Annotated in this window: 17 protein-coding genes and 1 pseudogene; 9 read left to right on the forward strand and 9 right to left on the reverse strand. The window is 65.7% G+C overall.

Annotated elements, in window-relative coordinates; translation table 11 throughout:
- Positions 1–5: 5 nt before the first annotated feature.
- Positions 6–1,232 (reverse strand): URC4/urg3 family protein, encoded by a 1,227-nt coding sequence (locus H276_RS0109190; RefSeq protein ID WP_019971008.1) that lies wholly within the window; start codon positions 1,230–1,232, stop codon positions 6–8.
- Complete coding sequence (locus tag H276_RS0109195; RefSeq protein ID WP_019971009.1) at positions 1,229–2,509, reverse strand: GTP cyclohydrolase II; 1,281 nt, start codon at positions 2,507–2,509, stop codon at positions 1,229–1,231. The genes H276_RS0109190 and H276_RS0109195 overlap by 4 nt, the downstream gene beginning before the upstream one ends.
- A gap of 114 nt (positions 2,510–2,623) precedes the next feature.
- On the opposite strand from H276_RS0109195, the gene H276_RS0109200 reads away from it, so the two are divergent.
- Positions 2,624–3,298, forward strand: coding sequence for a M15 family metallopeptidase (locus tag H276_RS0109200; RefSeq protein ID WP_019971010.1), 675 nt, complete (start codon positions 2,624–2,626; stop codon positions 3,296–3,298).
- A gap of 2 nt (positions 3,299–3,300) precedes the next feature.
- On the opposite strand, the gene H276_RS0109205 is transcribed toward H276_RS0109200, so the two are convergent.
- Positions 3,301–4,071 carry a DUF899 domain-containing protein gene (locus tag H276_RS0109205; RefSeq protein ID WP_019971011.1) on the reverse strand — a complete coding sequence of 257 codons (771 nt, stop codon included), beginning with the start codon at positions 4,069–4,071 and terminating at the stop codon, positions 3,301–3,303.
- Between the two features lie 80 nt (positions 4,072–4,151).
- Here H276_RS0109205 and H276_RS0109210 point away from each other — a divergent pair, with 80 nt between their 5' ends.
- From H276_RS0109210 to H276_RS0109225, 4 genes are all read left to right on the forward strand, one after another.
- Complete coding sequence (locus H276_RS0109210) at positions 4,152–4,484, forward strand: helix-turn-helix transcriptional regulator (RefSeq protein WP_026356761.1); 333 nt, start codon at positions 4,152–4,154, stop codon at positions 4,482–4,484.
- On the forward strand, positions 4,481–4,921 hold the full coding sequence (locus tag H276_RS0109215) for an SRPBCC domain-containing protein (RefSeq protein WP_019971013.1): 441 nt from the start codon (positions 4,481–4,483) through the stop codon (positions 4,919–4,921). Before H276_RS0109210 ends, H276_RS0109215 begins: the two co-directional genes overlap by 4 nt.
- Before the next feature lie 86 nt (positions 4,922–5,007).
- Positions 5,008–5,940: a PHB depolymerase family esterase gene (locus H276_RS0109220; RefSeq protein WP_019971014.1), complete on the forward strand. Its 933-nt coding sequence runs from the start codon at positions 5,008–5,010 to the stop codon at positions 5,938–5,940.
- A gap of 55 nt (positions 5,941–5,995) precedes the next feature.
- A complete protein-coding gene (locus H276_RS0109225; protein WP_019971015.1) occupies positions 5,996–7,816 on the forward strand; it encodes a fatty acyl-AMP ligase in 1,821 nt (606 codons plus the stop codon).
- 3 nt (positions 7,817–7,819) lie between these two features.
- Here H276_RS0109225 and car read toward each other — a convergent pair whose 3' ends face one another.
- Positions 7,820–11,350 (reverse strand): carboxylic acid reductase, encoded by a 3,531-nt coding sequence (car, locus tag H276_RS0109230; protein ID WP_019971016.1) that lies wholly within the window; start codon positions 11,348–11,350, stop codon positions 7,820–7,822.
- Between the two features lie 215 nt (positions 11,351–11,565).
- On the opposite strand from car, the gene H276_RS0109235 reads away from it, so the two are divergent.
- Positions 11,566–12,642, forward strand: coding sequence for a low specificity L-threonine aldolase (locus H276_RS0109235; RefSeq protein WP_019971017.1), 1,077 nt, complete (start codon positions 11,566–11,568; stop codon positions 12,640–12,642).
- Positions 12,643–12,655: 13 nt separating this feature from the next.
- Here H276_RS0109235 and H276_RS0109240 read toward each other — a convergent pair whose 3' ends face one another.
- Positions 12,656–12,907 (reverse strand): hypothetical protein, encoded by a 252-nt coding sequence (locus H276_RS0109240; RefSeq protein WP_019971018.1) that lies wholly within the window; start codon positions 12,905–12,907, stop codon positions 12,656–12,658.
- Between the two features lie 331 nt (positions 12,908–13,238).
- Between H276_RS0109240 and H276_RS22770 the strand changes: the two genes are divergently transcribed.
- The 3 genes from H276_RS22770 to H276_RS0109255 all read left to right on the forward strand — a co-directional run bounded on the left by H276_RS22770 (position 13,239) and on the right by H276_RS0109255 (position 15,635).
- Entirely contained in the window at positions 13,239–13,814 is a 576-nt protein-coding gene (locus H276_RS22770) for a hypothetical protein (protein ID WP_369758461.1), read from the forward strand.
- 541 nt (positions 13,815–14,355) lie between these two features.
- Positions 14,356–14,766 carry a transglycosylase family protein gene (locus H276_RS0109250; RefSeq protein ID WP_036460855.1) on the forward strand — a complete coding sequence of 137 codons (411 nt, stop codon included), beginning with the start codon at positions 14,356–14,358 and terminating at the stop codon, positions 14,764–14,766.
- Positions 14,767–15,023: 257 nt separating this feature from the next.
- Positions 15,024–15,635: a hypothetical protein gene (locus H276_RS0109255; RefSeq protein ID WP_026356762.1), complete on the forward strand. Its 612-nt coding sequence runs from the start codon at positions 15,024–15,026 to the stop codon at positions 15,633–15,635.
- Between the two features lie 82 nt (positions 15,636–15,717).
- Here the strand turns inward: H276_RS0109255 and H276_RS24590 are convergent.
- From H276_RS24590 to H276_RS0109270, 4 genes and pseudogenes are all read right to left on the reverse strand, one after another.
- Positions 15,718–15,828: pseudogene (locus tag H276_RS24590) on the reverse strand (L,D-transpeptidase family protein); the annotation flags it as partial.
- A 12-nt stretch (positions 15,829–15,840) separates the two neighbouring features.
- Positions 15,841–16,179: a hypothetical protein gene (locus H276_RS0109260; RefSeq protein WP_019971022.1), complete on the reverse strand. Its 339-nt coding sequence runs from the start codon at positions 16,177–16,179 to the stop codon at positions 15,841–15,843.
- On the reverse strand, positions 16,176–16,556 hold the full coding sequence (locus H276_RS0109265; protein WP_019971023.1) for a heme-binding protein: 381 nt from the start codon (positions 16,554–16,556) through the stop codon (positions 16,176–16,178). Before H276_RS0109265 ends, H276_RS0109260 begins: the two co-directional genes overlap by 4 nt.
- Positions 16,557–16,749: 193 nt before the next feature.
- Positions 16,750–17,886, reverse strand: coding sequence for a zinc-dependent alcohol dehydrogenase family protein (locus H276_RS0109270; protein ID WP_026356764.1), 1,137 nt, complete (start codon positions 17,884–17,886; stop codon positions 16,750–16,752).
- Between the last annotated feature and the right edge of the window lie 69 nt (positions 17,887–17,955).

The following is a 17,955-nucleotide window of genomic DNA, read 5'->3' on the forward strand; positions in this document are numbered from 1 at the left end:
CCTCCTTAGAAGACCGTGCCGTCGCTGGTGACGGCCAGGGGCGGGCGGCCGGCCCGCAGCCGTCGGGCGAGTCGCCGCCCGGCTGCCCAGGTACCGCCTTCGAGCACACAGGCCAACGGCAGTTGCTCTGCGCCGGCACCGAGTCGTGTCCGTACCTGCGCGGCGAGTTCGTCGAGCAGCGCGACGGTCAGGGCACGCCACTCCACCACAAGTTCGTCTCCGACCGACCACGTACGCGCCGCCCACTCGGGCTTCCGGAGCTGCAACACCGCGGTGTCGAGCAGCAGACCGCCGTTACGGTACTCGGGCAGCCCGGTCAGCACCTGCAGGCCGCTCACGTGCACGCCGGCCCATTCGAGCGGTTCCAGCAGCGAGTAGGTCAACCACTGTGACAGCTTGTGGAACGGCATCCAGCCCCACGACGGTCCGTCGCCGGGCACCGCGGGATGACGCCAGCAGTCGCCGAGGGGTTGGCCGTCAATGGCGTTGTCGGCCAGCCAGATACCGGACAATGATGTCAACAGCCGGCTCAAGATGGTGTGGGCGGTGACGGTTGGGCCACCGAGAGTGTCGAACAGCCCGCCGGGGCGGCCCGGCTGTCCGAACACCTCGGGTTGGGCCGCCAGTGCGGCACCCAGACGACGCAACAGTTGCACCCGGCCGTTGAGTCCGACGAGGGGATTGTGCGGACCCACCTGGAACGCCCGCTCGAGTGCATCGGGTTGCAGAGTGGCCAGCCCGATGGCGTCGGCCTGGCAGGGCCGCTCCGGGTCGCTGGAGAACGTACCGTCGAGGAAGGCGTGCCAACTCGCCACCGCGAGGCCTTCGGAGCGGGCGAAGCGCTGCCCGGTGGCGATTTCGCGGTACTGCCAGCCCGGCCCGGCGCCGGCGTCGAGCAGGACACTGATCACGGTCAGATCGATGAGTGTTCTGGCCCGTTCCGCGGGCGCCAGATCCGCCAGGCGGGCGTCGAGTTCGGCCTTGCGGTTTACGCCGCCGGCCTCGAAGTGGCGCCATCGGCTGTGATACGGGATGCGCAGGTCGGGGTACCGCTCACGGGTGACCGAGACGACCTCGGCGGCCGCGCGCGGCAACGCATCGTCGTCGACCACGAACCACGGTGAGCGGCCCGCCCGGGCCCGGTGCAGCAGGACACCCGCACGTTCGCGGATCGCGCCGGTGGTGCGCAGGGTGGCGACCGCGGTGGCGGTCTCGGTGTCGGCGGCGGTCATGACGACAGGCCGCGGCCTTTGGCGATCTTCAGTTCCTCGGCGTCGGGTACCGGTCCGGGGGTGAAATAGCCGGCGGCCATTTTCGCATCGATCTCGACACGAGCGTCCGGCGGGATCAGCTCGTCGGGGATGTTCACCCGTTCGCCGACCTCGATGCCGGATCCGGTGATGGCGTCGTACTTCATGTTGCTCATGGATACCAGGCGATGGATCTTGCGGATGCCCAGCCAGTGCAGCACATCGGGCATGAGTACCTGGAACCGCATATCCTGCACTCCGGCAACACATTCGGTTCGGGTGAAGTAGGCCTCTGCGGTGTCACCGCCCTCCTGGCGCTTGCGGGCGTTGTAGACCAGGAATTTGGTGACCTCACCGAGTGCGCGGCCCTCTTTGCGGGAGTAGGCGACCAGGCCGACCCCGCCACGCTGGGCGCCGCGGATGCATTCCTCGATCGCATGGGTGAGATACGGCCGGCAGGTACAGATGTCGGATCCGAAGACGTCCGACCCGTTGCACTCGTCGTGGACCCGGGCGGTCAATTCGACGCCCACGTCAGCCAGATCGCGCGGGGCGCCGAAAATATAGACGGTCTGCCCGCCGATCGGCGGCAGGAACACCTCGAGATCACCACGGGTGACGAGCTCGGGGTACATGCCGCCGGTCTCCTCGAACAACACGCGGCGCAGGTCGTTTTCACTGCACCCGAACCGCGCCGCGACGCCGGGTAGATACCAGACCGGCTCGATTGCGGCCTTGGTGACCAGCGCGGCGCCGCTGGGCAACAGGACCCTTCCGTCGGGCTGGAGCCGGCCCTTGGTAATCGCCTCGGCGATCTCCGGAACGATCACGTGGGCCTTCGTCACGGCGATGGTCGGGCGGATGTCATAGCCGGCGGCCAGCTCGGCGGTGAACGCCTCGGCGACCATCGCCCCCCATGGATCCAGGCTCACGATCGCGGCCGGATCGCTCCACTGCGGGTAAGGCCCGATCACATCGGTGGGCGCGGTGTTGGTCAGATCTGCCCGGTGTTCGCGCGAGAGCGCTCCGGCCGCCACGGCCAGGGCGCGGTACACGCTGTAGGACCCGCTGTGGGTGCCGATCACATTGCGGTGAGCACGCGTGGTCGTCGTTCCGATGACGGGGCCACGCTGCGCGGCGGTCGGCGCGCCCCAGTGGATGGTCAGCGCATCGGCCGCACCGCTGTGCGAGGTCAGCCGGATGTGCCGGGCCGGCCCGCGGCCCGGCGCCGGAGCGGCAGAGCCTGAATCCACCACCATGTCCGTCGCCCCTTTCTGTGGCGTGAGGCCTCCAGTCAACCCCGAATTGTCCGGCCGCGCAGCGGCGTCGCCGCAGTGTGATGGGATTGCCAGGTACCCAGGTACAAAGGGTTGATGGACCGGACCGCAGCCTGGCAGGCGGTCGCTGTGTTGGCGACGGCCGTGCTGCTGGTCCAGTGCTCTCCCGCACCGCCTCACTTGCCGCCGGCAACGATGTCGTCGGCCCTGGTGCAGGCACCGGCCTCCGTCAACCGGGTGACCGCCGCTGACCTGGGCGCCACTTGGCGCCCGGGCTGCCCCGTCGGGCCCGAGCAGCTGCGCCGCGTCGAGCTCGACTACCTCGGCTTCGACGGCCAGCCCCATCGTGGTGCCCTCGTCGTGCACGAAGACCTTGTCCCACAGGTCATTGCGATCTTCGAGCAGTTGTACCGAATGGGCTATCCGATCGAGCGCATGCGCACAGTGGACCACTATTCGCGCGCCGAGGACGAGCTGTCCATGGCGGACAACAACACCTCGGCGTTCAATTGCCGCGGCATTCCGGGCTCGGCCCACTGGTCACTGCATGCCTACGGCCGGGCCATCGATCTCAATCCGTTGCTCAATCCGTACCTCGACGGTGCCGATCTGGAACCGGCGAACGCTGCGCGGTATCTGGATCGCACGCGAACCGATCCCGGATTGCTCCACGAGAACGATCCCGCGGTGCGCGCATTCACCGATCGCGGCTGGCAGTGGGGCGGGGCTTGGCGATCTCCGATCGACTATCAGCATTTCGAGAAGCGCTGAGCTCAGCGGCCGGCTGCGCACTGGCACGCTGCCGGCCTGGGATCATCGGGGTCGGTCGGGTCCGGGTCGCCGAACCACCGCGATGGTTCACGGGTGCCGTATTCGTCGTGCCAGTCCCACCATTCGTACGGTGCGGTCTGGGGGTAACCCTCGGGCGAGTCCTCCCAGGTCTCCTGGCGGCCCAGGGCCGTCATGTCGAGGAACGCCCAGGTGTTGACGAACGCCTCGTCGCCGCGGTTGTTGATGAAGTACGTGCGGAAGACGCGGTCGCCGTCACGGATGAACGCGTTGGTGCCGTGCCATTGGTCCACGCCGAAGTCGACGTCGAAGGCGTGTCCGGAATCTCTGTCGGCAACGATGGTGTACCAGGGGATGTTCCAGCCCATCCGCGTCTTGATCCGCGCAATGTCGGCCTGCGAGCCACGCGAGGCGTACACCAGCGTGGTGTTGCGGGCATTGAGGTGGGCGAGGTTGCCGATGTGGTCGGCCATCAATGAGCAACCGACACAACCATGTTCGGGCCAGCCGCGCACTCCCGGATCGACGAACGCGCGGTAGACGATGAGTTGGCGCCGGCCGCCGAACAGGTCGAGCAGCGTCACAATCCCGTCTGGGCCGTCGAATTCGTAGTCGGGGCGTACCCGGGTCCACGGCATGCGGCGGCGCGCTGCAGCCAGTTCATCTCGAGCCCGGGTGAATTCCTTTTCACGAACCAGCATCTGCTGGTGTGCGGCATCCCATTGCAGTGCGGTGACGATCGGCGGTGTCTTCATGTGCGCTCCTCGCAAAATTCAACAATATGGTTGAATATCTGTTCTTCAGCACACCACGCCAGGCGGATATAGTCAACAATGTGGTTGAAGATCAGGTGTTGGACCGGGCGTATGCGGCGCTCGCCGACCCCACGCGCCGGCTGCTGCTGGAGACGCTGCGCCAAGGGGACGCCAGGATCACCGATCTGGCTGCCCCGCTACCCATGACGTTCGCCGGGGTGTCGCGCCATATCGGGGTGCTGGAGTCGGCCGGGCTGGTCCGGCGTGAGGTGCGTGGCCGTGAGCACTGGTTGTCGCTGCGACCCGATGGGCTGACGCTGGCCCAGCAATGGATCAACGAGCAGACCGAATTCTGGTCGGTGCGCACAGAGGCGCTGGCCGAGCGGTTGCGGCGAAAGAAGGGCCGCCGATGAGCACCGAGACGGTGGTGGTCCGGGTGCAACGGGTCATGCCCGCCACGCCGGAGGTGGTGTTCGACGAATGGCTGGACCCGGAGGCGCTGCGGGAGTGGATGTGCCCGCGCCCGTCACGCTGCGTGGCGGTGGAGGTGGAGCCCCGGGTCGGCGGCAGGGTGCGGTTCGACGTCGACCATCTTGGCTCCAGCGTGCTGATCACCGGGCAATTCCTGACCATTGACCGGCCGCGTCTGCTGAGCTTCACCTGGAGTAACTCGAACTGGTCGGACCCGACCGGAGTCAGCGTCGTCAACGTCAACTTCGCGCCGGTAGGCGACGATCAGACTCTCATGTCCATCGAGCACTCCCTGCTGCCGTCCGAGGAATTCGAGAACTTCCACAACGGCTGGATACTCACGTTCGATCAGCTCGCGGCCGTGTTGGAGCGCAGCTGATCCGCCCCGGAGAAGCACACCTCGGCAGAATCTGTCGTCTCAGCGAAGTCCCGGTCTCCCTGGACGGTTTCGGGCATATTGGCATCATGCGGCTCGCGTTCAGACGTATCGGCCTGATGATCGCCACCGCCGTCGTGTCCGTCGCGACGCTCGTGCCGGGGCCGATGGCCCAAGCCACCACAGGGCCTTGGCCGGCGGCCCAGATCGACTACGGCGGGCTGGCCCGCAGTTACGAATTGCATGTCCCAGCCGGTGTCGAACATCCGTCCGGCTTGGTGGTGAATCTGCACGCAGCGGGTGCGACCGGCGCAGACCAGGCCGCGCTGACCCATTACGACGCCGTTGCCGACGCGCACGGATTCATCGTGGTGTACCCCGACGGTATCGATCTGAGCTGGGCCGACGGCCGCGGTGCCTCGGTGCCCGACCGGCAAGGGATCGATGATGTCGGCTTCATCTCCACGTTGGTCGATCAACTGGTCACCGAATACCACGTCGATCGCGGTCGGGTGTTCGCGACGGGCCTGTCGGCCGGTGGATTCATGGCGAACCGGCTGGCGTGCGACCGACCGGACCTGTTCGCCGCGATCGCCCCGGTCGGTGGGACTCTCGGCGTCAGCGTGGGCTGTAACCCGTCGCGACCGGTGGCGGTCTTGGCCACCGATGGAACTGCCGACCCGATCGTGCCGTTCGACGGCGGGGCCATGACGGGCCGTGGCGGCGCCAGCGACATCCTGTCCGCCCCGGCCTTGGTCGACCGGTGGCGCCAGGTGAACGATTGTCCCGGCGTCCCCGCGCAGCAAGACCTACCGGCGACCGGTGACGGCACCAGTACACAACGCATTGCCTATGCGCCGTGCGCGCAGGGCACCGCGGTGGTGTTCATGCGAGTCGACGGAGGCGGCCACACATGGCCCGGCGCCCCGGAGATCCTGCCCGTGCAGGCGGTCGGCCCCGCAACCCGTGGCTTCGACGCGTCGGAGGAGTCTTGGCAGTTCTTCGACAGCCACGCAAGGTAGCGGCATCGGGCCACGGGGAGCCGGCCCCGACTGCGCTGCGTCATAAACTGCGGTCATGGCTTTTGAGGCACCAAAAGGTCTGTTGCGGGTCGAGGACTGCCTCGACGCTCACGGTGACATCGTGCTCCCGCCCGGTGTCCACCTGATATCCCTGATCGAGCGCAACATCGCCAATGTCGGCGACACCATCGCGTACCGCTACGTCGACCACAGCCGATCGGACGGCGAGGTCACCGAGCTGACGTGGACCCAACTCGGTGTCCGGTTGCGTGCGATCGGCGCACACCTGCAACAGACCACCGCGCGTGGCGAGCGCGTCGCGATTCTCGCGCCGCAGGGGCTCGATTACGTCGCGGCCTTCTTCGCGGTGATCAAGGCGGGCATGATCGCGGTCCCGTTGTTCGCCCCGGAACTACAGGGCCACGCCGAACGGCTGGAGACCGCGTTGCTCGACGCACAGCCCGCAGTGATCCTGACGACGACGGCCGCGAACCCGGCGGTCGGTGAGTTCCTGATGACACTGCCGCCTCGGCGGCAACCGCGCGTGATGTGCATCGACGAGATCCCGGACGCGGCGGGGGAGATGTTCGAGCCGATTGTGATCGACGTAGACGATGTCTCACACCTGCAGTACACGTCGGGATCGACACGGCCCCCGGTCGGCGTCGAGATCACCCACCGCGCGGTCGGCACGAACTTGCTGCAGATGATCCTGTCGATCGATCTGCTGGACCGAAACACCCACGGTGTCAGCTGGTTACCGCTCTACCACGATATGGGGCTGTCGATGATCGGCTTTCCCGCCGTCTATGGTGGGCACTCGACACTCATGTCGCCGACCGCCTTCATCCGGCGACCCCAGCGGTGGATCCGCGCGCTGTCCGATGAATCGCGGCACAGTCGGGTGATCACCGCGGCACCCAACTTCGCCTACGAGTGGACGGCACAACGTGGGCTGCCCGCGCCGGGCGACGACATCGACCTGAGCAACGTGGTGCTCATCATCGGCTCTGAGCCCGTGAGCATCGGTGCGATCACCACCTTCAACAAAGCGTTCGCGCCATACGGGTTGCCTGTCACGGCATTCAAACCTTCGTACGGTATCGCCGAGGCAACACTGTTCGTGTCGACCATCGCCCCGCAGGCACAGGCGACCGCCACGTACTTCGATCGAGATCAGCTCGCCGCGGGGCGTGCGGTGCCGGTCGCGGCCGATGCCGTCGGAGCAGTCGCGCATGTGCCGTGCGGTCAGATCGCACGCAGCCTGCGGGCCGTCATCGTCGACCCCGTGACCGCGGCCGAACTGCCGGACGGCTCGGTCGGCGAAATCTGGTTGCAGGGCAACAATGTCGGACGCGGCTACTGGGGCCTGCCCGACGAATCGCGAGAGACCTTCGGCGCTTTACTGCAGAGCCGCCTTACCGCGAACAGTCACGCCGACGGTGCAAATACGGGGGGCTCGTGGCTGCGCACCGGAGATCTCGGGGTGTACCTCGACGGTGAGCTCTACGTCACCGGCCGCGTGGCCGACCTCATCGTCATCGCCGGAGGGCAGCACTATCCGCAGGACATCGAGGCGACGGTCTCCGATGCGTCACCGATCGTGCGACACGGCCACGTCGCGGCATTCGCAGTCGACGAAAACACCTCGGCGGACACCGGATTGGTCATCATCGCCGAACGAGCTACCGGCACTGGGCGAACCGACCCCGAGCCGGCGGTCGAGGCGATCCGGGCGGCGGTGGCGAACCGGCACGGTCTGTCCGCCACCGACGTGAGATTCATCCCGGCCGGCGCGATCCCGCGCACCACCAGCGGCAAGCTCGCGCGCCGCGCGTGTCGCGCCCAGTATCTGGCGGGGGAGATCGGCGGCTGAGGTTTATTCGACGTTGTCGAGTAGGCCGAGCTGGCGCAGATCTGCGATGTATTTCGCGATGAGCTTCTTGGAGAGGTGGGGTACGTCGCGGTCGGTCCCGATCCCGGCGGATTGCACTGCGGCACGGAACTTTTCGGCCGGTATCTGAACTCCGCCGGTCGGGGGTGCGGGGTGTGCGTAGGCGCTCATCAGGGGCAGCGCCGAGTTCTTGCGCTGGTCCTCGGGCAGCGCCCGCATGGCCACCTCGAACCGGTCGCGCCACTCGTCGAAGTCGTCGATGCGTTCGATGTGAAGTCCTTGCGCGATCAGCCAATCGACGAACTCGTCGAGGGAGATCCCGTCGTCGTGGGTGTTGAGGACGTTGTAGGTGTGGTAGCCGGTGGTGCTCGTGGCACCCAGGGTCGTGATCGCCGCCGAGGTGAAATCCGCTGGTAGACCATCGTAATGGGCTCGCCGACGGTCACCCGAGGCATCGAGGGTGTAGAACGATTTCGGTGCCAGTCCGGTCGCGACGATGCTGAGGATCAGCCGGGTGAACATATCGGTGACGTTGACCTGCCCCGAATACGTGCTGTGGGCCAGGATCATGTCCGATCGGAACACCGTGACCGGCAGACCGCAGAGATCGTTGGCCTCGCGCAGCAGGACTTCACCGGCCCACTTGCTCGTCGCGTAGCCGCCTGCGTATGCGGAGCCCAGAGGGCGTGCCGGACTGGCTTCCCGCACATCGACGTCCTCGCCGACGTAGGTTCCGTCGGGCAGAGCGGTCACTGCGACCGTGGAGATGTAGTTGACGGGCTTGAGTCGGGAAGTAATGGCCAGCTTGATTATCTCGGCGGTGCCGACGGCATTCGGCCCGAACAATTGACTGTAGGGCAGAACGTGATTGACCAACGCTGCGGAATGCACGATCAAATCGACCGAGTCCGCGAGCCGATTCCAGGTCGCCGTATCGACACCGAGGTTCGCCGCGCCGACGTCGCCTACGAGCACCTCGAGGTGCTTGTCGGCCAGTTCGCGGAAGCGTTTCGACAATGTCTCGTCACCGGAGTCGATAGCCTCCTCAATACGTTGTCGCGCGGCCATCGGATCGGCGCCGCGGGCCAGGCAGATCAGCCTGCCGCCTGTCGCGGCCAGTCGCTCCAGCCAATCCAGGCACAAGAACCGGCCGAGGTAGCCGTTGGCCCCGGTCATCAGCACGGTGTTCACGGCTCCGGTCGGTGCGGGCAGGCCGGGGGCGGCGGCCAGGGTGGCTGCGTCGATGAACTTGTCCAGGGTCAGATCCGTCGCCTTGACGACCTCTGCCTCGCGACCGTGCACCGACGCGAAGGTCGGTCGGGTGGAGGCTGATTGGCGCTCACCGTCGACGTAATCGGCGATGGTTGTCAGTGTCGCGGTGGGGCTGACAATGGTCTGCACCGGCACGTCGATGTTGAAGATGCCCTCCAACAGGGTCGCGAACGAGAACGCCGACAGTGAATCTCCGCCGAGGTCAATGAATTTCGCGTCATCGGGAAGATCGGATCCGGTCGTCTCCAAGCCGAGTGTCGCAACGGCCGCGCCACGAACAGTGTCGATCGTGGGTCGATGCCGGCTCGCAACACGCAGCGCATCGAGTTGATTGTCCTGTCCGGCCGTGATTTCGGCGTAGATCGCGTCCAACCGGTCCTGGTAACGGGCCTTCAGTGCAGGCCGTAGCAACTTGCCCACACCCGAAAGAAGTCCGTTGTCCCGGGTGAATGGTTCGGTTTCCAGCACGAAATCCCGTGGTATCTCGTATGGATTGAGATGGGTCTCGGCGGCGATCCGTTGTAGTGAATTCGAGATGAGCGATCGAGCATCCCCATTACCCACGCTGTCGGCATTCGGCACGATGACGGCAAGCAGGAACGGCTGATCACTGCTGCCGTAGATGAAGATCTGCCGGATGTACGGGCTGGTCGAATATGTGGCTTCGAGGTTGGACACCGCCACGAACTCGCCCTGCGACAGTTTGATGACGTTGTTGCGGCGGTCGAGGTACACCAGGTGATCCGGGCCGACTTCGGCCATCACGTCACCGGTCTTGTAGAAGCCGTCGGCGTCGAAGATGTCGGCGGACAGTTCAGGGTGCTTGTAGTACCCGGGAATCAGCGTGGTCGTCTTCAGGTACAGCTCGCCGCGCGGATGCGGCTTGTCGGCGGTGGAGTACCCGAGCTCGGGTACGTCGACGAGTTTGTACTCGGTGACCGGCGGGCGTTGCACCACACCGTTTCGCATGATGCCGCCACCGTTTTCGGTCGAACCGTAGCCATCGCTGACGGCGACGTCCAGCAGCGATTCGACGAACGCGTGCATATCCTTCGACAGCGGCGCGCTGCCGCACATCGCCGAGATCACCCTGCCGCCGAGGAAGTTCTGGCGCATGTCTGCCTTCACCGTGTCTTCGAGATCCGCAGCAGTGGGCTCGGCGGCTGTGCGCTGGTCGAGTTCTTTGCGGTAACGCCGGAAGAACATGTCGCATATCCGCGGCACGAGGTTCAGCGCGGTGGGGCGCACCAGCGCGATGTCGTCGAACAAGGTCGACATGTCGCTCTTGGCCGCGAAGTAGCCGATGCCTCCCGAGGTCAATGTCGAGATGAGCCAGGCCATCCCGTACACATGGCTCAGCGGCATGTACTGCAGATGGATCGCCGGGATCTCGACTCCGATGTTCAGCGACGGGCTGCGCGGGCGCTGCCACAGCCGCGTCACCAGATCCGTGGTGTACATCGCCCCTTTGGGGGCGCCGGTACTGCCCGACGTGTAGATCAGAGTGGCCAGCGGGTTCTCCCCGGCCGCCGGGATGAACGGTGCGGTCTCGGCCATCACCCGGCCCGAGTCCATGTCGGCTATCAGCGATACCACCTCGACCGCGCGGCCGGCCTTGGACAGCCGAGCGGTGGCAGCCTCGAAGTATTCACGCTGGTCGTCGTCGGTCTCGGTGTAGTCGAAGACCACCAATCGCTGTACCGACGGCGCGCCGATGATCAACTCGACGGCAGTGTCCAGCGACTCCACGCTGGTGGCGAAGATCCGCGGTGCTGTTTCGGCGATGATCGGTGCCAGCTGCCGAGCGGAGGAACTCGTCTGCAGTGGAACGAAAACCGCCCCGAGTCGGGCGCACGCCAACTGGATGACGGTGTAGCCGATGCTGGTGAAACCCAGTACCGCGACAAAGTCCCCGGGCTCGAACCCGCTGCCGGTCCACGTGTTGGCCAGTGCCACGACATTGTCCCGTAGCCGGCCGTAGGTGATGGTGTCGAAACCGGCGAGCAGCGTGGTGCTCGCGCGTCCGGTGGCCTGGTCGCGCGGCACCTCCCTGGACCGCAGGCCCAGCGCCGGCCGGTCGGAGTAGCCGGTCAGACACGCGTCGATCACTTGCCACAGTCGCAGGTCAGGGCTCTGGATATGTGCGCTGACCTCGGGAGCCGGTGCGGCAGCACGGAATTGCGGGTCAGTTGCCTGCAACTGTTTGATGCGGTGGATGAGTTGTTGTTGCCGGGCGTCGGTCATTGTGGCGTCTTCCCCCCGTCGTACCGAATGCGGACGTATCCACTACATCACTTGGCGGCGGTGGTATCCACGCGTTTGGCAAACACACAGCCACGGTTACGGCATCGTTGACCGATGGAGCCGGGTGGATGATGAAAGGCATTTGTTTCCAATATTTTTCGTCATGTCAGCAGGCATGAGCGCCGAACCGTGCGCCGCCGATGCAAAGATGAAGCGTGGCGATCTTTCCCATCCATGACGGCCAATGGCGTGGCTTCGCGAGCGACAACTACGCCGGTGTGCACCCCGAGGTCCTGGCGGCGATCTCCGCAGCCAACGGCGGTCACCAGGTGGCCTACGGAGGTGACCGGTACACCGAGCGGTTGCAGGATGTCATCCGCGAATACTTCGGTGCGCGTGCCGAGGCGTTTCCGGTCTTCAACGGCACCGGTGCCAACGTCGTCGCACTCACCAGCCTGCTCCCACGGTGGGGTGCGGTCGTGGCAGCAACCACGGCGCACATCAACACCGACGAGGCCGGCGCCCCGGAACGCGTGACCGGTATCAAGCTCCTCACCGTGCCCACCCCGGACGGCAAGCTCACACCGGATTTGGTGGCTCGCGAGGCGTGGGGCTGGGGTGATGAACACCGGGCTCAGCCCTTGGCCGTGAGCATCACCCAGAGCACGGAGCTGGGCACCGTCTATACGTCCGCCGAGGTGCGCGCACTCGCCGACTTCGCCCACGAACGCGGTATGACCGTCCACATGGACGGCTCTCGGCTGTGGAACGCCGCCGCGGCGCTCGGCGTCCCGTTCCGGGAGTTCACCACTGACGCCGGGGTGGACATCCTCAGTCTCGGCGGCACCAAGAACGGGCTACTCGGCGTGGAAGCGGTGGTGGTGCCGGTCGCAGATCCCGCCGCGGGCCTGGTCTTCCTGCGCAAGCTCACGATGCAGCTCGCGAGCAAGATGCGCTTCGCTTCGGTGCAACTTCTCGCCCTGTTCGACGACGACCTGGGCTTGCGCAGCGCAGCGCACGCCAACGCCATGGCGGCGCGGCTGCGGTCCGCGCTCGAGGCCGGGATCGCCGACGGGGCGCTTCGGGGGCTGGCGTTCACTCAGCCCAGCCAGTCGAATGCGATCTTCGCCACGCTGCCGACCGATATCGCCGACCGGATCCGTGAGCGCGTGCGGTTCTACGATTGGGATCGTGCTCGCGGTGAGGTGCGCTGGATGACCGCGTGGGACACCACCGAAGCCGATGTCGATCGATTCGTCACCGTCATCCGCGACGAATTCGGCCGCCACTGAACCGGCGCGCGGATCAGGTGAGCGCGATGAATCCGCCGTTGATCCAGACACCCCAGTGGCCGCCCGAACCCCAGTCCCACCACACGACCGGCTGACCCTCCCACGTCTGCGCCGGCTTACGCGGCGCCGAGGCCGGTGCCTCAAGCGACGGCGTCGGCGCTGCAGGATCGGCGCTCGCGTTGGCGGCACCCAGCCCGATTGCTGAGCCGGCGATTGCGCCCGCGACCGCGACGGCCGCCAGAGCGCTCTTGCGGATGAGGATCATGTTTGCGTACCTCGGCGGTTGAAACTGAAGTCGGACACCTGAAGCTTAACCAATCTAAGCGATTGGTAGGTGGTTGAGTCGGGGCGGCAGGGCTTAATCCCCGCGCCGCAGTTCTGACGCAGAGTGGGCGCGGCGGGTGACGCGTACCCGTGCGCTCAGTCGGCGGGTGGGCGCCCGCGCATATTCGACGTGAGATAGGTGTGGCCGGCCGATATGTGCGACCATAACCTCTACGCTCGGCTCGTTCTCGTGAAGCGAGGGCCGGAACAGACTCCCGCAGGGAACAGAGAGGACCGCCGGATCGATGACCCAGCGCCGCGCCACACTCTCCATCAGCACTGTGAAGTTTGCGATCGCAGGAGTGGCCGCCGCCGGTGCCGTTCTGGGCCCCGTCGGGTCGGCGCTGGCGGATCCTGCCGCCCCCATACCCACTCCGTCAGATCCAGCCGCCGCGGCACCCGGGCAAGTAGTGGTGTCGAACGACGGCCCCGCCGGTCCACCTGCTGCGCCACCGGCCGGCCCACCGCAGGTCCCTGAGATCGCGAATCCGGTATACGGCTCAGGCCAGTACGGTTCAGGCCCGATCGGGACGCTGCGCGATCTGTGGCACCAGGCCCGCGACCCATCTCCTCTGCAGGATCCCGATGAAGCGGGCGGCGTTGCGCCACCGCCCGGTGCAGGCCCTGCACCGAAACTGCCACCCGGATACGTATCGATCAACGCGCCCGGCTCCGAGACTCCGGTGACAGCACCTGATCCTGGCAGTGCGCCCGCTGGTCCGGCGTTACCTCCCGGCTATTACCCGTTGAACGGCCCGCCGCCACCCGGCTACGAGTATGGCCAGGCTCCCGCGCCGGGCACTCCGGCGCCGGCAGGGCAGGTTCCCGCGGCTGCTCCGGCGTCCTGACGGGTCGCCTTCGCTGCATTCCGCTCAGAGGCGCCCAGCGTTTTCCGTGTGCTCGAGTCGCACGCGCTCGCCAACGCTCGGTTGTGTCGCCGGGTGTCCTGAAGGTGCGTATCGCACGGATCGCACCGACGCATTCTGACGGGGCAGATTATTAACAGCAGCCATATCTGCCTCACATCTCACAGTGGTAACAATATTCATTTCTGCCACTGCTATAACTCTGACTATTATGCGTATCAAATTAATCAATCGTCACATTCTGTCGGGCAAATTATGTGATTGATGGGATCTCTGAGGCATTCGGCGCTGTTCCGACCTCTCAATGCTGTGACCTGCTGATTCGCGTACTGCCGCATCCTCATTGGCCTCATTTGGCGCATAACTATTAAATAAACTCATAGAAGATAATTAGACTCACTAGCACGCCTGATTAACTCGAGCCTCATCGGTAAACTCTGTATCACGATGGAGGGCGGGAAGGTGTCTCGTCCTTGCCTTTACCGGCGTGCGCGTTGAGCGCACGGCCATGAAGGGGATCGACATGCTCGTGCGAAAGATCGTCACGGTGCTCGCGATCATCGGTGTGATCGCCGCGGCCCAAACACTCCTGCAAGTGGCGACTGCCGACGCAGAACCCAACTGGGACGCGATGGCTCAATGCGAATCGGGCGGCAACTGGTCGGCTGACACCGGCAATGGCTTCTATGGTGGGCTGCAGTTCACGCCGGCCACGTGGGCGGCCAACGGTGGAACGGGTTCGCCCGCAGCGGCACCTCGGGCTGAGCAGATCCGGGTGGCACGGAATGTGCTGCAGACACAGGGGCTGGGTGCGTGGCCCGTGTGTGGCGGCCCGGTCGGCACGGCTTCGGGAACTTGTCGTTCCATGGTGGCTTGGATTCCCATCGGGCGCCTGCCGCGGTTGTGCACGCTGCTGCTCAACCCGTTTGCCTAACCCGCACCCGGTCGCGTGGCCGCGTCTGCGGGTCGCCCAGTGGAGCGACACGCAGGCGCCTGCTGAGCGCCCAATCTGTGTTGCGGGCGAACGTGCGCCGTAGATCCTCGGTGAAGTGAAGCGATCTCACAGCACCTGATTTTTGGCTGAGAGATTGGATTAGATAGACCACCTCGGTAAGTAATCGATATATCGTGATATTGACGCGATGCAGCGTTGTACCGAGCAGTAGCACACCTCACGAGAGGGAGGCAGACATGTTTGACGGTGGAGGATTTCCCGGTGGATTCGGTTTCGGCGGAGGGGGTTTCGGCCCCTTCGGTGGCGGTTTCGGCGGGCCGGGGTTTGGTGGCGGTTTCGGCGGCCCAGGGTGTGGGGGGCCGGGGTTTGGAGGCCATGGCTTTGGCCTGGGCTTCGGTAGGGCCAAGGTTGCGGCCGCGGCAACAGCGGCGTTGTTGCTCGATGGACCAGCCGATGCTGCGGAGATCACCCGACGGGTGTCCGAGGTTACTGACGGCGCGTTCACCCCGCCCGAAGGAGCCGCAGAGGTCGGCATCGGCCTGTTAGCGGGTCGAGGCGTGGTGACGGTCGAAGATGGTGTGGCGACGCTGACCGAATTCGGAGAGAACATCTTGGCGTGGCGGGGCATCAACAGCGATACCGCGCATGCCTTCTTGGCACAGGCGTCGAAGTTCGCCGGTGTTCTCAAGTTGCGCAAGGAGTTCCTCGAGGTTGCCGGTCTGGCCCGCACGATCATGTGGACCGGGACGGACGAGCAGAAGGAGAAGCTCGAGGAGGCGAGGAACACGATCCTGACCGCTGTCACCGAGGCAAAGCGTTCGCTCTACGCGGCTCTCGCACAGGGCTGACCGGAGATCGTTGCGGCGCGGCCGCCGTACGCGCGGCCGCGCCCACCGCTTCTGGCGGTCGCTTATGCCTGGGTGCTGCCGCCACGACATCGCCGGGCACCGAGAAGTTGTAGAACCAGACGGCGTTGTCGTGGTTCAGGTTTAGGCACCCGTGGCTGGTGTCGGTCTTTCCCTGCGCCCACACCGTGGCATCGAAACCCGAGGGTCAGCGGCACCCGTTGGCGCTGACCCAGCGGCCGTTGTAGCCGACGCAGCCTGTGATGGCCGGAGCCGGGGGTGGGGGAGGAGGCGGCGGGGGTACGTCTTCGGGCAGCGGCGCGTAAGCGGCTGGAGGCGGGGCGTAGGGAGCGACCGCGGCAGCGATGTTGGTGCAGCCGCTGATGTTGATCCGCCGGCCGGCACCCACGCAGACGTCTGCCGCGGCCGTGCCGGCGGGAGTGATGAAGACGATGGCACCGGGAACAGCAACGACGGCCAGTGCCGCAGCGACCCAGGATCGGTGAGAGTTCAGTCTGGTCAACGCTTTCAACGTCGCGAACATCATTGTCCTAGCAGTGGCTGATCGGGTTCGGACATTCCGCAGCGGTTGCGGAAGTCGACGAGTGGTTGGCGAATACCCAGTAGCTCTGAGTGCGCCTGCGGATTGTTGTCGAAGAACGTGCGCACCTGGTCGGCGACTTGGTCGCGCGGCTGGTCGTGCAGCCCGGTGTAGAAGTCGTTGACCTCGGGATGAGTGAACAGATAGGCCGAGGCGGATGCGGCGACACCCGCCGAGACGCCGGCCAGATCTGCCGCCGTGCAGTTCGGGGCGTCTTCCGGTTCTGCTCCCGCCGTCGCCGGCATGAGCAAGCACGCCATCAGCGCCGCAGCGCCCGCTGCGAGCTGCGCTGCCCGTGGAGCAATCGAAGAAGTCACTGGCATGGCGGACTTTTCCTTCCCTATGGGAGCACTGATATCAAACTCCGACGCAACGCAGCAGCAGTATACGGGTCCGAGGCCCGTGTAGATCCCGAATCATGCTGGCATTGCTGTGTCTTCGTCGATCGATGGCACAGGAACAGCAGCAAGCCGCGGATGCGCCACAATGTGGTCGTCGCTTCCCACCGATTAGCGCTTACAGCGTGACAACCTGCCGAATTGCCTGCCCATCGTGGAGGCGGTCGAATCCGTCGTTGATTTCGTCAAGTTCGAGCGTTCGGGTGAGCAGCCGGTTGACGGGGAGTCGGCCGCGCTGATAAAGGCTTATGTAGCGAGGAATGTCCCGATTCGGGACCGCGGTGCCGATATAGCTACCTCGAAGGGTGCGCTCCTCGGCGACCAGCGTGACGGGCGCCAGCGGCATGGTTGCGTCCGGCGCCGGCAGGCCGGCGGTCACGGTCGTTCCTCCGCGGCGGGTCATGCGGTAGGCAAGGTCGAGGGCTCTGGTCGAGCCAGAGAAATCGAAGGCATAGTCCACACCGCCGCCGGTCGCAGCGATCACCTGCTGCGCGGCCTCGGGGTCACTGGCATTGACGGCGTGGGTGGCACCGAGTTCGCGTGCGAACGCCAACTTCTCGTCAGATCGGGTAACCGCCACGATCGTGCGTGCGCCGGCAGCAACCGCACCGAGCAGCGCCGCCAGCCCGACGCCGCCGAGACCGATCACCGCGCTCGACGACCCGGCCGGCATCCGTGAGGTGTTGATCACCGCACCGACGCCGGTGAGTATGGCGCATCCGAACAGGGCAGCTTCCACCAACGGAAGTTCGGGATCGACCTTCACCAGTGAACGGCGGGAAACTGTGGCGTACTCGGCGAATCCCGATACTCCGAGGTGGTGATTGACCGGGGTGCCGTCCTGGCGCTGCAGCCGACGGGCGCCGGATAGCAGGGTGCCCGCAGCGTTGGCTGCCGCGCCCGGCTCGCATAGCGCGGGGCGGCCTTCTGTGCAGGGCTCGCAATGGCCGCACGACGGGACGAAGACAAACACGACATGGTCACCTGGCTTGAGGTCGTCTCCGCCACCGGTCGTGGGGCCCACCTCTTCCACGATCCCGGCAGCTTCGTGACCCAACGCCATCGGCATCGGCCGTGGGCGGCTTCCGTTGATGACAGACAGATCTGAGTGACACAGTCCTGCGGCCTTGACGCGTACCAGCACCTCGCCGGGGCCGGGCGCCCGCAACTGGAGGTTTTCGATCGTCAAGGGTTTGGATGACGCGTACGGCGGGGTGGCGCCCATGGCATCTAGAACGGCTGCTCTGATCTCCACGAATTGCGGTACTTTCCTGGGACTGGTGTTGTCTTCAACGAACTGGGTGACTCGCGGGACGTTAGGTCT

The organism is Mycobacterium sp. 141 (genome assembly GCF_000382405.1).
In the GTDB taxonomy this organism is placed as follows: Bacteria; Actinomycetota; Actinomycetes; order Mycobacteriales; family Mycobacteriaceae; genus Mycobacterium.

Excerpts from the sequence above, each read along its gene's own strand:
- H276_RS0109260 (WP_019971022.1), bottom strand. The coding sequence starts at position 16,179 with ATGATGTTCGCGACGTTGAAAGCGTTGACCAGACTGAACTCTCACCGA.
- H276_RS0109215 (WP_019971013.1), top strand. The coding sequence starts at position 4,481 with ATGAGCACCGAGACGGTGGTGGTCCGGGTGCAACGGGTCATGCCCGCC.
- H276_RS0109265 (WP_019971023.1), bottom strand. The coding sequence starts at position 16,556 with ATGCCAGTGACTTCTTCGATTGCTCCACGGGCAGCGCAGCTCGCAGCG.
- H276_RS0109205 (WP_019971011.1), bottom strand. The coding sequence starts at position 4,071 with ATGAAGACACCGCCGATCGTCACCGCACTGCAATGGGATGCCGCACAC.
- H276_RS0109225 (WP_019971015.1), top strand. The coding sequence starts at position 5,996 with ATGGCTTTTGAGGCACCAAAAGGTCTGTTGCGGGTCGAGGACTGCCTC.
- H276_RS0109190 (WP_019971008.1), bottom strand. The coding sequence starts at position 1,232 with ATGACCGCCGCCGACACCGAGACCGCCACCGCGGTCGCCACCCTGCGC.
- car (WP_019971016.1), bottom strand. The coding sequence starts at position 11,350 with ATGACCGACGCCCGGCAACAACAACTCATCCACCGCATCAAACAGTTG.
- H276_RS0109195 (WP_019971009.1), bottom strand. The coding sequence starts at position 2,509 with ATGGTGGTGGATTCAGGCTCTGCCGCTCCGGCGCCGGGCCGCGGGCCG.
- H276_RS0109255 (WP_026356762.1), top strand. The coding sequence starts at position 15,024 with ATGTTTGACGGTGGAGGATTTCCCGGTGGATTCGGTTTCGGCGGAGGG.
- H276_RS0109200 (WP_019971010.1), top strand. The coding sequence starts at position 2,624 with ATGGACCGGACCGCAGCCTGGCAGGCGGTCGCTGTGTTGGCGACGGCC.
- H276_RS0109220 (WP_019971014.1), top strand. The coding sequence starts at position 5,008 with ATGCGGCTCGCGTTCAGACGTATCGGCCTGATGATCGCCACCGCCGTC.
- H276_RS0109240 (WP_019971018.1), bottom strand. The coding sequence starts at position 12,907 with ATGATCCTCATCCGCAAGAGCGCTCTGGCGGCCGTCGCGGTCGCGGGC.
- H276_RS0109250 (WP_036460855.1), top strand. The coding sequence starts at position 14,356 with ATGCTCGTGCGAAAGATCGTCACGGTGCTCGCGATCATCGGTGTGATC.